The sequence below is a fragment of the Pantoea sp. AN62 genome (assembly GCF_050432985.1).
Lineage (GTDB): Bacteria > Pseudomonadota > Gammaproteobacteria > Enterobacterales > Enterobacteriaceae > Pantoea > Pantoea brenneri.
Genome location: NZ_JBNPYB010000005.1, coordinates 105,649 through 118,884, shown reverse-complemented (window position 1 = coordinate 118,884; position 13,236 = coordinate 105,649). Strand labels below are relative to the sequence as shown.

Annotated in this window: 9 protein-coding genes; all 9 read right to left on the bottom strand. The window is 55.3% G+C overall.

From position 1 onward, the window contains the following. Nucleotides 1-114 precede the first annotated feature (114 nt). The gene (locus FHW04_RS07670) at nucleotides 115-1,248 is read right to left on the bottom strand and encodes a porin (protein WP_371600673.1); all 1,134 of its coding nucleotides are present in this window, start codon (nucleotides 1,246-1,248) and stop codon (nucleotides 115-117) included. 238 nt (nucleotides 1,249-1,486) lie between these two features. Further along, on the bottom strand, nucleotides 1,487-4,714 hold the full coding sequence (gene carB / locus FHW04_RS07665) for a carbamoyl-phosphate synthase large subunit (RefSeq protein WP_031376005.1): 3,228 nt from the start codon (nucleotides 4,712-4,714) through the stop codon (nucleotides 1,487-1,489). 13 nt (nucleotides 4,715-4,727) lie between these two features. After that, nucleotides 4,728-5,876 carry a glutamine-hydrolyzing carbamoyl-phosphate synthase small subunit gene (carA, locus tag FHW04_RS07660; protein WP_089561368.1) on the bottom strand — a complete coding sequence of 383 codons (1,149 nt, stop codon included), beginning with the start codon at nucleotides 5,874-5,876 and terminating at the stop codon, nucleotides 4,728-4,730. 468 nt (nucleotides 5,877-6,344) lie between these two features. Next, entirely contained in the window at nucleotides 6,345-7,160 is an 816-nt protein-coding gene (gene dapB, locus FHW04_RS07655; RefSeq protein WP_089561366.1) for a 4-hydroxy-tetrahydrodipicolinate reductase, read from the bottom strand. Between the two features lie 223 nt (nucleotides 7,161-7,383). Next, nucleotides 7,384-8,337 (bottom strand): 4-hydroxy-3-methylbut-2-enyl diphosphate reductase, encoded by a 954-nt coding sequence (gene ispH / locus FHW04_RS07650; RefSeq protein ID WP_031376008.1) that lies wholly within the window; start codon nucleotides 8,335-8,337, stop codon nucleotides 7,384-7,386. Then, nucleotides 8,318-8,788, bottom strand: a complete 471-nt coding sequence (fkpB, locus tag FHW04_RS07645) for an FKBP-type peptidyl-prolyl cis-trans isomerase (RefSeq protein WP_089561365.1) — start codon at nucleotides 8,786-8,788, stop codon at nucleotides 8,318-8,320. The genes ispH and fkpB overlap by 20 nt, the downstream gene beginning before the upstream one ends. Nucleotides 8,789-8,791: 3 nt before the next feature. Next, on the bottom strand, nucleotides 8,792-9,298 hold the full coding sequence (lspA, locus tag FHW04_RS07640) for a signal peptidase II (RefSeq protein ID WP_031376010.1): 507 nt from the start codon (nucleotides 9,296-9,298) through the stop codon (nucleotides 8,792-8,794). After that, a complete protein-coding gene (gene ileS, locus FHW04_RS07635; protein WP_089561364.1) occupies nucleotides 9,298-12,114 on the bottom strand; it encodes an isoleucine--tRNA ligase in 2,817 nt (938 codons plus the stop codon). The genes lspA and ileS overlap by 1 nt, the downstream gene beginning before the upstream one ends. Nucleotides 12,115-12,143: 29 nt before the next feature. Further along, a complete protein-coding gene (ribF, locus tag FHW04_RS07630; protein WP_031376012.1) occupies nucleotides 12,144-13,070 on the bottom strand; it encodes a bifunctional riboflavin kinase/FAD synthetase in 927 nt (308 codons plus the stop codon). Between the last annotated feature and the right edge of the window lie 166 nt (nucleotides 13,071-13,236).

Genomic DNA, 13,236 nt, shown 5'->3' with positions numbered 1-13,236 from the left:
AGTTTTTCACCGTGCAATGACGATGGCTGGCCGCAGCACGCCAGAGATCCGGCTTATGCTGGTACAAAAGGAAGAGACAAATAAAAACGGCTCCCGCAGGAGCCGTCAGCGTAATCAGAAATCGTAGCGCAGACGCACCAGATTCATATCACCGAGGTTATCGGTGCTGGAGGTGAAGACGTGTTCGTAATCGACGCGGAAACCGTAGTCGAGGAACAGCGTCACGCCCAGTCCGTTATCGATGCGCTGGTAGTTACGGCCGTTAGCATATTCGATACGGTCACCCATCACGTAAGGCTGCACCGCTTTCAGACCATATTGCGCCACCGGGACTTTATAACCGGCAAAGTACTCAATGCCCCACGCGTCGCCAGCAAAGTAGTCATGCACATCTTTGCGCTTGGTGGTCATGAAGTTCTGATACCAGCCACCGCCTGCTGACAGGGTCCAGTTGCCTGGTGTCCAGCTCAGTGCGGTACCCAGAATGTTCTGGTCATAGTCTTTGCTGTCGCCGTTGTCCGGGTTACGCATCGCCGCATGCGTATAGTTCCACGCCGTGCCCCAGCTCAGATCGTCGGTAATGTGATAATCCAGCCCCAGCGAGCCGCCGCCTTTGCGCTTGTAGCGCAGGCCGTTACCCTGCAGATATTCGTTATCCTCGAACAGATAAGAAGCGTAGAGATCGACATCGCCGAAGGTGTTTTTATACTTCAGCTGCTTACGCGAACGGTAAGATCCGTCATAGTCACCGTTGATTCCGTTGCCCGGTGCCTGGCCAATCATGTCGTAATCCCAGATATCGGTTTTAGCGCCGACCGTATCGTAATAAACGCTGTTCTGCTGGCCAAAGGTCAGCTGGCCCCAGGTCTTGCTTTTCAGGCCGGTGTAAAGCTGGCGACGGGTGGTGTTATTCGCGCCATCTGCGTAGTGGCGATCCCAGTCGAACACGGCGGGTACGTTGACGCCCAGCTCGTAGTAGCTGATCCAGCTGACATCATCAAACAGATAATAGTCAGCGCCAAAACGGAAACGGGTACCGCCGTCAAAGCCGTCGCGCTTGTAAGATTTGTCGTTCACGCCAGTCTGGTGATTAACCTGGGCACGAATACTGCCGCCCACGGTAAAGTTCAGCCGGCTAAGCGGATCGCCCGCCTGCGGGTCCTGTTTTAACAGGGTGATTTCCGCCTGGCTGGCGAAAGGAAGCATTGCCATCAGTGCAGCCACTGCACTCAGAGAAAAAGTACGCATTTTCATTTTATTTATGTCCTGAAGCCGCTCTGGTAATGAGCGGCAGGCATAGTACTGATGAAAAATCTGTACAGGAAGTGTTTCATTTATAAAAATGTGCGAAACGGCGTTATTCGCACCGAAAGCTAAAAAATTAAGCCAAATCAGCAGCTTTAATTCAAATGCGTCTGTTTCTGATACGCGATTCAGGGCCAGCGAATGCCAAAAAAAACGGCCCCCGAAGGAGCCGTTGCGACGATTATTTCGCTTTGATTTGCGCGTGCATTTCCTGTACCGAGATAACCTGCTCGGTTGGATCAGCATTCAGCGCCATCGCCGTGGCGAATCCGCCGTTCAGCGTGGTGTCATAGTGCACTTTATACTGCAGTGCGCTGCGGCGAATCAGCTTCGAATCTTCAATCGCCTGACGTCCCGCGGTGGTATTGACGATGTAGGTATATTCGCCATTCTTCAGACGATCCTGAATGTGCGGACGCCCTTCATGCACTTTGTTGACCAGGCGCGGATTGATGCCCGCTTCACCCAGCACCACCGCCGTACCGTGAGTCGCATCCAGTTCGAAACCAAACTTCTGCAGCTTGGCCGCCAGGTCGACGATACGTTTCTTATCGCCTTCACGTACCGACAGCAGCGCACGACCTGACTTCTTCATGTTACTCTGCGCACCGAGCATCGCTTTGGCAAAGGCTTCAGCGAAGGTCCGGCCGACACCCATCACTTCACCGGTAGAGCGCATTTCCGGGCCAAGAATCGGGTCGACGCCCTGGAACTTGTTGAACGGCAACACCACTTCTTTCACCGAATAGTAAGGTGGGATCACCTCTTCGGTCACGCCCTGCTCGGCCAGCGTTTTGCCGGCCATCACGCGCGCCGCTACTTTTGCCAGCGGCACACCGGTCGCTTTGGAGACGAACGGTACGGTACGGGCCGCACGCGGGTTGACTTCAATCAGGTAAACTTCGTTGTCTTTGACCGCGAACTGCACGTTCATCAGACCACGTACGTTGAGTTCAAACGCCAGCTTCTCAACCTGCTGACGCATCACATTCTGAATCTCCTGATTCAGGGTGTAGGCGGGCAGCGAACAGGCGGAGTCGCCGGAATGCACGCCAGCCTGCTCAATGTGTTCCATGATGCCGCCAATCAGCACCCGCTCACCGTCGCAAATCGCATCGACATCAACTTCTACCGCGTCATCAAGGAAGCGATCCAGCAGTACCGGCGCATCGTTAGAGACCGAGACTGCCGTCTGGAAGTAGCGCTTGAGGTCGATTTCGTCGTAGACAATCTCCATCGCGCGACCGCCGAGCACATACGAAGGACGCACCACCAGCGGATAACCCAGGCCGGCAGCTTTCTCAACCGCCTGCTCCAGCGTCGCTACCGTGGCGTTAGCCGGCTGCTTAAGGTTCAGGCGATCGACTGCCTGCTGGAAACGTTCACGGTCTTCAGCACGGTCAATCGAGTCCGGGCTGGTGCCGATAACCGGCACGCCGGCCGCTTCCAGTGCACGTGCCAGTTTCAGCGGCGTCTGACCGCCATACTGGACGATGACGCCTTTCGGCTGCTCAATGCGCACAATCTCCAGCACATCTTCCAGCGTGACCGGTTCGAAGTAGAGGCGATCAGAGGTGTCGTAGTCGGTCGACACGGTTTCCGGGTTACAGTTGACCATAATGGTCTCGTAACCGTCTTCACGCAGCGCCAGCGCCGCGTGAACGCAGCAGTAGTCGAACTCGATGCCCTGGCCGATACGGTTAGGCCCGCCACCCAGCACCATGATTTTTTCACGGTCCCGGTTCGGATTCGCTTCGCACTCTTCTTCATAAGTGGAGTACATGTAGGCGGTGTCGGTCGCGAATTCTGCGGCGCAGGTATCAACGCGCTTGTAAACCGGATGCAGGTTGAACTGCTGACGCAGCTTACGAATTTCGCTTTCGGCCACACCGGCCAGCGTCGCCAGTCGTGCATCGGCAAAGCCTTTACGCTTCAGGGCACGCAGGAACGTATAGTCGAGGCTGTTCACCCCTTCGCGTGCAACCTGCTCTTCCAGCCGCACCAGCTCTTCAATCTGCACCAGGAACCAGCGGTCAATGTTGGTCAGGTTGAACACGCCGTCGACGGACATGCCAGCGCGGAACGCATCAGCGATGTACCAGATGCGGTCGGAACCGGCATCTTTCAGTTCGCGACGGATGCGGGTCAGCGCTTCCGGGTCGTCGAGATGAACTTTCGGGTCGAAGCCGTTGGCACCCACTTCCAGACCACGCAGTGCTTTCTGCATCGACTCCTGGAAAGTGCGGCCAATCGCCATCACTTCACCCACCGATTTCATCTGGGTGGTCAGGCGATCGTTAGCGCCGGCAAATTTTTCGAAGTTGAAACGTGGGATCTTGGTGACAACGTAGTCAATCGATGGCTCAAACGACGCTGGCGTTAAGCCACCGGTGATGTCGTTCATCAGTTCGTCGAGGGTAAAGCCGACCGCCAGTTTGGCCGCCACTTTGGCAATCGGGAAGCCGGTGGCTTTCGAGGCCAGCGCGGAAGAACGCGAGACGCGCGGGTTCATCTCGATCACAATCAGCCGGCCGTTTTTCGGGTTGACTGAGAACTGCACGTTGGAGCCACCGGTTTCGACGCCGATTTCACGCAGCACCGCCAGCGAGGCGTTACGCATGATCTGGTACTCTTTATCGGTCAGCGTCTGGGCAGGCGCTACCGTGATCGAGTCACCGGTGTGGATGCCCATCGCATCAAAGTTTTCGATCGAGCAGACGATGATGCAGTTGTCATTCTTATCGCGCACCACTTCCATCTCATACTCTTTCCAGCCAATCAGCGACTCATCGATCAACAGCTCATTGGTTGGAGAGAGGTCGAGACCGCGTTCGCAAATCTCTTCAAACTCTTCGCGGTTATACGCGATACCGCCACCGGTGCCGCCCATGGTGAACGAAGGACGGATAATGCACGGGAAGCCGACATCTTCAGCCACTGCCAGCGCTTCTTCCATGGTGTGCGCGATGCCTGAACGGGCAGTATCCAGCCCGATGCTTTTCATCGCGACGTCAAAACGGCGACGGTCTTCGGCCTTATCAATCGCATCGGCAGTGGCACCAATCATGGTGACGCCAAACTCTGCCAGCACGCCCTGACGTTCCAGTTCCAGCGCACAGTTCAGCGCCGTCTGGCCGCCCATAGTCGGCAGTACCGCATCCGGACGCTCTTTTTCGATGATTTTACGTACCACTTCCCAGTGAATAGGTTCGATGTAGGTCGCATCGGCCATTTCCGGGTCAGTCATAATGGTCGCGGGGTTGGAGTTGACCAGAATGACGCGGTAACCCTCTTCACGCAGCGCCTTACACGCCTGCGCACCGGAATAGTCAAATTCGCAGGCCTGGCCGATCACAATCGGACCGGCGCCAAGAATCAGGATGGATTTTATGTCTGTACGTTTTGGCATGATTAGCTCCTGATTACTTCGCTTTCGAACGGAATGCGTCAATCAATTCAATAAAGTGGTCAAACAACGGCGCGGCATCGCCCGGTCCAGGACTGGCTTCAGGGTGGCCCTGGAAACTGAAAGCCGGCTTGTCAGTGCGGTGAATGCCCTGCACGGTCTTATCAAACAGTGAAATGTGGGTCACACGCAGATTAGTCGGCAGATCGGTTTCATCAACCGCGAATCCGTGGTTCTGCGCGGTAATCATCACGCGGTTGTTATCGAGATCTTTCACCGGATGGTTACCACCGTGGTGGCCCAGCTTCATCTTGACGGTCTTTGCACCGCTGGCCAGCGCCAGCAACTGGTGGCCGAGGCAGATACCAAACAGCGGGATATCGGTGTTCAGAAATGCCTGAATGGCGGTGATCGCATAGTCACACGGCTCCGGGTCACCGGGACCGTTGGAGAGGAAAATGCCATCCGGGTTCAGCTTCAGCACTTCTTCCGCAGACGTCTGAGCCGGCACTACCGTCAGGCGACAGCCGCGATCCACCAGCATCCGCAGAATATTGCGCTTGGCACCGTAGTCGTAGGCGACCACATGGTAAGGCAGCGCATCGGCTGATGACTGCTCTGGCAGTCCTCCTTCCAGCTGCCAGCTGCCCTGCTGCCAGCTGTAGGTTTCGGCCGTGCTGACTTCTTTCGCCAGATCCATGCCTTTCAGACCCGGGAACGCCTGGGCTTTTTGCAGCGCCAGCGCTGCATCCGGGTTGTCACCGGCGATGATGCAGCCGTTTTGCGCCCCTTTCTCGCGCAGTAAGCGAGTCAGCTTACGGGTATCAATATCGGCAATCGCCACAATGTTATTGCGCTGCAGATAGGCGGATAAGCCCTCTTCACTGCGGAAATTGCTGGCAATCAGCGGCAGGTCGCGAATAACCAGGCCCTGAGCGTGAATCTGACTGGATTCTTCGTCGGCGGCATTGGCACCGACATTGCCGATATGAGGATAAGTGAGAGTGACGATTTGGCGGGAATAGGAGGGATCAGTGAGGATTTCTTGATAACCGGTCATTGAGGTGTTGAAAACGACTTCCCCCACTGCCGACCCTGTTGCCCCGATGGCCCGACCGTGGAATTGGGTTCCGTCTTCCAGAACCAAGAGCGCTGACTTAATCAAAACATCCTCCAGGGAATAAACAGTCACAATATCTGCATATTAATTCAAAATAGTAGCCTGAATCAATGCAAAAACCGCCTGAATTGTCGATTTTTGGCAAATTGCGCGCATTCTAATGATCGACCTGGTACTTGTCTACCCTGAGCCGGAATTTTTTTACTATTATCTGCCTTCTGAACATGAAACCGCGCATAAGCGGCAAAAATAGAGGAAAACTCGGCGGAATAATCGTTTGCCAGACGGTAAAAAAGCGAAACAGCCAGCAGGAGACTGTTATTTTTGACCAAATGGTCAAAAACAGCGAAAGCGACAGAAAAAGATCACAGCAAATAACGAAAAATAAAACTTCCGAGAGGAATTTTATCAGAGAGGATTATTTTTTATAAAATTAAGGGCAATGAAAACATTGCCCCTTTTCAATCAAGCTATTACCGATTGAAATAACCACATCACGATGGTTCACAACACTCAAAACATCGACAAATCCAGCACATCACGCATGTCAAACAGGCCAGATTTCTTATCTTTCAACCAAAATGCCGCCTTAACCGCCCCCTTTGCAAAGGTCATCCGGCTTGAAGCCTTGTGGGTTATCTCTACCCGCTCGCCGATATCTGCAAACATTGCCGTATGCTCGCCGACGATATCCCCTGCCCGCACCGTGGCAAAGCCGATGGTCTGCGGCTGGCGTTCGCCGGTGTAACCTTCACGGCTGTATACCGCATGCTCATCCAGTTTCCACTGCATGGCATCGGCAATGGCTTCCCCCATCGCCAGCGCGGTGCCAGAAGGCGCATCCACTTTGTGGCGATGGTGAGCTTCAATAATTTCGATATCCGCGTAGTCGCCCATGACTTTGGCGGCCTTCTCCAGCAACTTCAGCACCAGGTTAACGCCAACGCTGAAGTTAGCGGCAAACACGATCGCAATCTCTTCTGCGGCCGCCCGGATCGCCGCTTTACCGGCTTCATCAAACCCGGTGGTGCCAATCACCATCGCTTTACCGTGCTCACGGCAGACAGCCAGATAATCCAGCGTACCTTCAGGACGGGTAAAGTCGATCAGCACATCGAAGTCATCGATCACCGCGCGTAAGTCGTCAGCGATGATGATGCCATTTTTGCCGATACCGGCTAATTCACCGGCATCGCTACCGATCAAAGAGGAGCCAGGACGCGCCAGTGCCGCACCCAGTTCCACCGCTTCCGTCTGCTGCGTCGCCTGGATCAGATTACGGCCCATACGACCCGGTGCGCCGACAATTGCAATACGGATAATTTTCATATTTATTCATTCCTAAAACAAAACTATGCATCCAAAGCGTGATCAGGTTAACCACGAGTTAACAGGCACGCCACTATTAATCAGGGATAATAAGAATTTTATGCCAGCCGCGCACGATTATCAGTAAAAGCAATCGCGATGGCGTAAAGTGCCGTGTCGGCTGTATAGAAAAACAAAAAAGGCCGAACTGAGTCGGCCTTTATTTTTGAATTACATCAGAAGGTTACTGCACTTCACGTACATCGACGCGCAGCTCTTTCGGCACTTCGAAGACGATATTCTCTTCCCGGCCAATCAGCTCAATCGCCGCTTCGCCGCCCATCTCACGCAAACGCTGGATCACCTGCTGCACCAGAATATCCGGCGCAGAGGCACCCGCGGTGACGCCGATGCACTCAACGCCCTTGACCCACTCTTCCTGAATATCATCTGCCGAGTCAATCAGCTTCGCCAGCTTACCGGCACGCTGTGCCAGTTCCGCCAGGCGGTTAGAGTTGGACGAGTTCTTCGAGCCGACCACCAGCACCACGTCTGCGTCACGCGCCAGAGTACGTACGGCTTCCTGGCGGTTGGTAGTGGCGTAGCAAATATCATCTTTGCGCGGCCCGATAATCGACGGAAAACGCTGACGCAGCGCGTCAATGATATCAGAGGTATCGTCCACCGACAGCGTGGTCTGGGTCATGAAGCTGAGATTGCTCTCGTCTTTAACCGTCAGCTTAAACACATCTTCCGGCGACTCGACCAGGTACATTCCACCGTTGGGGTTGTTGTACTGCCCCATGGTGCCTTCTACTTCCGGATGACCAGCGTGACCAATCAGAATCGCTTCCACACCCTTACGGCTGGCGCGGGCCACTTCCATATGCACTTTGGTCACCAGTGGACAGGTAGCGTCAAATAGCATGGTGAGATTGCGCGCTTTGGCTTCTGCGCGCACGGCCTGAGAAACACCGTGCGCAGAGAAAATCAGAATCGCGTCATCCGGCACTTCGCTGATCTCTTCAATAAAGATCGCACCACGCTCACGCAGGCTGTTGACCACGTAGCGGTTGTGCACCACTTCATGACGCACATAGATCGGCGCACCATACATCTCCAGTGCGCGCTCGACAATACTGATTGCCCGATCAACGCCAGCGCAGAAACCGCGCGGATTAGCCAACAGGATTTGCATCGTTCGCCTCCAGCGCTGGATCAATTTCCAGCACCTCAATATCAAACTGAATGCGATGGCCTGCCAGCGGATGGTTGAAATCCACAGTGATGGAATCACCCGAGACTTCACGGATCACGCCTGGCATTTCGCTGCCGCCCATGCCGGTAAACAGCATAATGGCACCCACTTCTGGCTCGCCCGCATCGATAAAATCACGCCGGGAGAAGTACTGAATCAGATCAGGACTGACGTTACCGAACGCCTCTTCCGGTGCCAGGGTGAACTGTTTAGTTTCACCGGCTTTCAGCCCGAGCAACGCCTGTTCCAGCGCGGCCGACAGGCTGCCATCGCCCAGACGAAACAGCGCCGGCTTACCGTTTGCACGGGTCGATTCCGCCGTCGAGCCATCTTCCAGCTTCAGCGTAAAATGCACCAACACCGCGCTGTCGCGCTGTACAGACTCACTCATCACTTACCCTTTCTGTTTTGCCTGTTTGCCGGTAGGGCTGAGAAAGCCCTCCAGCACCACTAACGCCGCACCAATACAGATGCCGCAGTCAGCGATATTAAATGTAGCGAAGTGCCAGTTACCGACGTAGAAATCGATAAAATCGACCACAAAGCCGTGATAAGAGCGATCGAACAGGTTGCCTATCGCCCCGCCGATGATCAACGCATAAGCGATGTTGGCGATCTTCTGACTGGCACGGTTGCGATACATCATCACCAGCAGCGAGACCACAATTGCCAGCGCGATGCCGGCAAAGAACCAGCGCTGCCAGCCACCTTTGTCCGCCAGGAAACTGAACGCCGCACCGTAGTTGTGGGCGTAAAACAGGTTCAGGAACGGTATCAGCGGCTGCGTTTCGTGCAGCATCATGTTGTTCATCACCCACTGCTTACTGGCGAAGTCGACAACAATTACCACCAGCACCAGCCACAGCCAGCGCAATCCGGTTGATAAAATAGGTTTACGCATCAGGCAAATTTACGCTCTTCACCGTTACCGGCTACGTTGGTATAACAACGACCGCAGACCTCAGCGTGCTCCGGGTTCTGACCGACGTCGGTAGTGTAATGCCAGCAGCGCTGACATTTCTCGCCTTCCGCTTTATGCAGGGCAATTTTCAGACCTTTCAGCAATTCGCTCTGCTGCGCTTCGTCGTTCGCCAGGGCGTAATCCGCCACCTGCGCACCTGAGGTCAGCAGCACAAAGCGTAGCTCATTGCCCAGCGCCTGCAGTTTAGCTGCCAGCTCCGGCTCGGCATACAGTGTCACCGTTGCTTCCAGTGCACCACCGATGCGTTTGTCGGCACGCGCCTGCTCAATCACCTTGTTCACTTCACCGCGTACTTGCAGCAGCTCAGCCCAGTAGGCGTCGTTCAGCGCTTCATTGTCCGCCAGGCCAAACAGGCCCTGGTACCACTCTTCGGTGAAGACGTACTGAGCGCGTTCGCCTGGCAGGTAGCCCCAGATCTCATCCGCAGTAAACGACATGATCGGTGCCATCCAGCGCACCAGCGCTTCAACGATGTGCCACAGCGCGGTCTGACAGCTGCGACGCGCCAGGCTGTCGCCTTTGGCGGTGTACTGACGGTCTTTGATGATGTCGAGATAGAAGCTGCCCATCTCCACCGAACAAAACTGCATCAGACGCTGAATCACTTCATGGAAGTCGTAGTTTTCGTAGGAGGCGGTGATATCGGCCTGGGCCGCCTGTGCGCGGCCCACTGCCCAGCGATCCACGACCACCATCTCTTCCGGCTGCACCAGATCGGTGGCCGGATTGAAACCGCTGAGGTTAGCCAGCAGGAAACGTGCGGTGTTGCGGATACGACGATAGGCATCGGCAGAGCGTTTCAGGATCTCATCCGAAACCGCCATTTCGCCAGAGTAATCGGTAGAGGCGACCCACAGACGCAGAATATCAGCGCCCAGTTTGTTCATCACATCCTGCGGCGACACGGTGTTGCCGATCGATTTCGACATCTTACGGCCCTGACCATCCACGGTGAAACCGTGCGTCAGTACCTGACGATAAGGCGCTTTGCCTTTCATCGCCGTCGAGATCATCAGTGAAGACATAAACCAGCCGCGATGCTGATCCGAGCCTTCCAGATACATATCCGGGGTGTGACCGCCAAATTCAGGACGCGCATCGACCACCGAATAGCTGGTTGAACCGGAGTCAAACCAGACGTCCAGGGTGTCAGGCACCTTAACGTAGTGATCGGCATCGTCGCCCATCAGGTCACGCGGATCGAGATCCCACCACGCCTGAATGCCATCCTGCTCAACGCGCTGCGCCACTTTCTCCATCAGCGACAGGGTGTCCGGATGCAGCTGCTCTGTCTCTTTATGGACGAACAGCGCCATCGGCACGCCCCAGGTACGCTGACGCGAGATGCACCAGTCAGGACGGTTAGCCACCATTGATTCAATACGCGCCTGGCCCCAGTCCGGGATCCACTGCACGCCTTTGATCTCCTGCAGCGACTGCGCACGCAGGCCTTTCTGATCCATGCTGATGAACCATTGCGGCGTGGCACGGAAGATAATGGGCGTTTTGTGACGCCAGCAGTGCGGATAGCTGTGCAGCAGTTTCTCAACGTGCAGCAGCGCGCCTTTCTCTTTCAGCAGCTCAACGATCATGTCGTTGGCTTTAAATACGTTGACCCCATCCAGCGTCGGATAGGTGCCTGGCAGATAGCTGCCATCCGGGCCGACCGGATTGGCGGTTTCGATGCCATATTTCTGGCCGATGACATAGTCATCCGGGCCGTGGCCAGGCGCCGTGTGTACCGCACCGGTACCGGCTTCCAGCGTCACGTGATCGCCCAACACCACCAGCGACTGAATCGCCAGGAACGGATGCTGGAATTTCTGCAGCTCCAGCGCCGCGCCTTTGCATTCGCCCAGCACACGCCATTCGCTGACGCCCGCGCGCTTCATCACGCTTTCGACCAGATCTTTCGCCAGGATCAGCGCACGACCGTCGATCTGCAGCAACTGATAGTCAAATTCCGCGTTTAACGAGATGGCGCGGTTAGCCGGCAGCGTCCACGGCGTGGTGGTCCAGATCACCAGTGAAATCGGACCCTCAACCTGCGCAGCGCCAAAGGCCTGACGTACCGCATCGGCATCAATAGCGTTGAACATCACGTCAATCGAAGGGGAAGTCTTGTCGTAGTACTCTACTTCCGCTTCTGCCAGCGCAGAACGGCAATCAAGGCACCAGTGCACCGGCTTGGCGCCTTTGTGCAGGTGGCCGTTGTCGATGATTTTACCCAGCGCGCGAATGATGTTGGCTTCGGTCGCAAAGTCCATCGTCAGGTAAGGACGATCCCAGTCGCCCAGCACGCCCAGACGGATAAAGTCCGCTTTCTGGCCTTCAACCTGTTCGGCGGCATATTTACGACACGCTGCGCGGAACTCGGCAGCGCTGACCTTCTCGCCTGGCTTGCCGATCATCTGCTCAACTTTGTGTTCGATAGGCAGACCGTGGCAGTCCCAGCCCGGTACGTACGGCGAGTCATAGCCCGCCATGCCTTTCGACTTGACGATAATGTCTTTCAGAATCTTGTTAACGGAGTGACCAATATGAATGCTGCCGTTCGCATACGGAGGGCCATCATGCAGGATAAAGGTTTTTTTCCCTTTTTTGGCTTCGCGGATAATGCCGTACAGGTTGTCAGCATTCCAGCGTTGCAACATTCCCGGTTCGCGTTTGGCCAGATCGCCACGCATCGGGAATCCCGTTTCCGGCAAATTCAGGGTAGATTTATAGTCACTCATCAGATTCTCGATTCCGTTTTTCGCTCAGGTTAACGCCCGAAGAACTGCCGGGCCGTTACCACATCTTTCGCAATTTGTTCTTTCAACGCCTCCAGTGAGGCAAAGCGCTGCTCGTTTCGTAATTTCTGCTTCAGCACCACGTCAATGTGCCGGCCATATAGATTCATATTGATGTCAAGCAGGTGAACTTCAAGCTGCTGGCGTAAACCTTTTACGGTCGGACGGGTGCCAATGTTGGCCACGCCGGGGATCGGCTCAGGCGTCAGGCCATGAACCTCAACCGCATAAACGCCTTTCACCGGCGAAACGCTGCGGCGCAGAGGAAGGTTAGCGGTCGGAAAACCCAGCGTGCGTCCCAGTGCATCACCGTGCACCACACGACCTGAAATACTAAAAGGGTGGCCTAACAGCGATTGCGCCAGCGCTAAGTCATCTGCGGCCAGTGCCTGACGCACGGCGGTGCTGCTGATGCGCTTGCCGCCGTCACAGAAGGTTTCAGTGCTGACAACATCAAAGCCATACTCCGCACCGGCTTTCTGTAATAACAGGAAATCGCCCTGGCGACCAGCGCCGAAGCGGAAGTCATCGCCCACCGCGAGGTATTTCACGTCGAGTTTTTCAACTAATAATTCGCTGATAAAACTCTGCGCCGACAGCGCCGCAAAACGGCGATCAAAGCGAACGCACAGCACTTTATCGACACCGGCTTCAGCCAGATAGCGCAGTTTTTCACGCAGACGCGTCAGGCGCGCCGGGGCTTTGTCGCCAGCAAACAGTTCCAGCGGTTGCGGTTCAAAAACCATCACCACCACCGGTAAATTACGCTTCCGTCCCTCTTCACACAGGCGGGACATCAGCGCCTGATGACCGCGGTGCACGCCATCGAAATTACCAATGGTCAGAACGCAGCCGCGATGCTGCTCGTTAAGATTATGAATACCGCGGATAAACTTCATGGCTGACTCAAACCGGTGGAAATCGGCGGATTATACCCTTGAAACCGGCTAAGGTTAACCCGTCAGCACGCCTTTCATGCTTAACGGTGCGCATTTACTGGCGCGGAGGCCGCGGATAAGAATTTTGTCGCGAAATACTGTATTCAGCGAGGGGAAGCTGGTAGAA

What these genes read in the sequence shown, in the direction of transcription:
- FHW04_RS07670 (WP_371600673.1), bottom strand. Translation starts at nt 1,248, where the DNA reads ATGCGTACTTTTTCTCTGAGTGCAGTGGCTGCACTGATGGCAATGCTT.
- carB (WP_031376005.1), bottom strand. Translation starts at nt 4,714, where the DNA reads ATGCCAAAACGTACAGACATAAAATCCATCCTGATTCTTGGCGCCGGT.
- dapB (WP_089561366.1), bottom strand. Translation starts at nt 7,160, where the DNA reads ATGAAAATTATCCGTATTGCAATTGTCGGCGCACCGGGTCGTATGGGC.
- ispH (WP_031376008.1), bottom strand. Translation starts at nt 8,337, where the DNA reads ATGCAAATCCTGTTGGCTAATCCGCGCGGTTTCTGCGCTGGCGTTGAT.
- fkpB (WP_089561365.1), bottom strand. Translation starts at nt 8,788, where the DNA reads ATGAGTGAGTCTGTACAGCGCGACAGCGCGGTGTTGGTGCATTTTACG.
- lspA (WP_031376010.1), bottom strand. Translation starts at nt 9,298, where the DNA reads ATGCGTAAACCTATTTTATCAACCGGATTGCGCTGGCTGTGGCTGGTG.
- ileS (WP_089561364.1), bottom strand. Translation starts at nt 12,114, where the DNA reads ATGAGTGACTATAAATCTACCCTGAATTTGCCGGAAACGGGATTCCCG.
- ribF (WP_031376012.1), bottom strand. Translation starts at nt 13,070, where the DNA reads ATGAAGTTTATCCGCGGTATTCATAATCTTAACGAGCAGCATCGCGGC.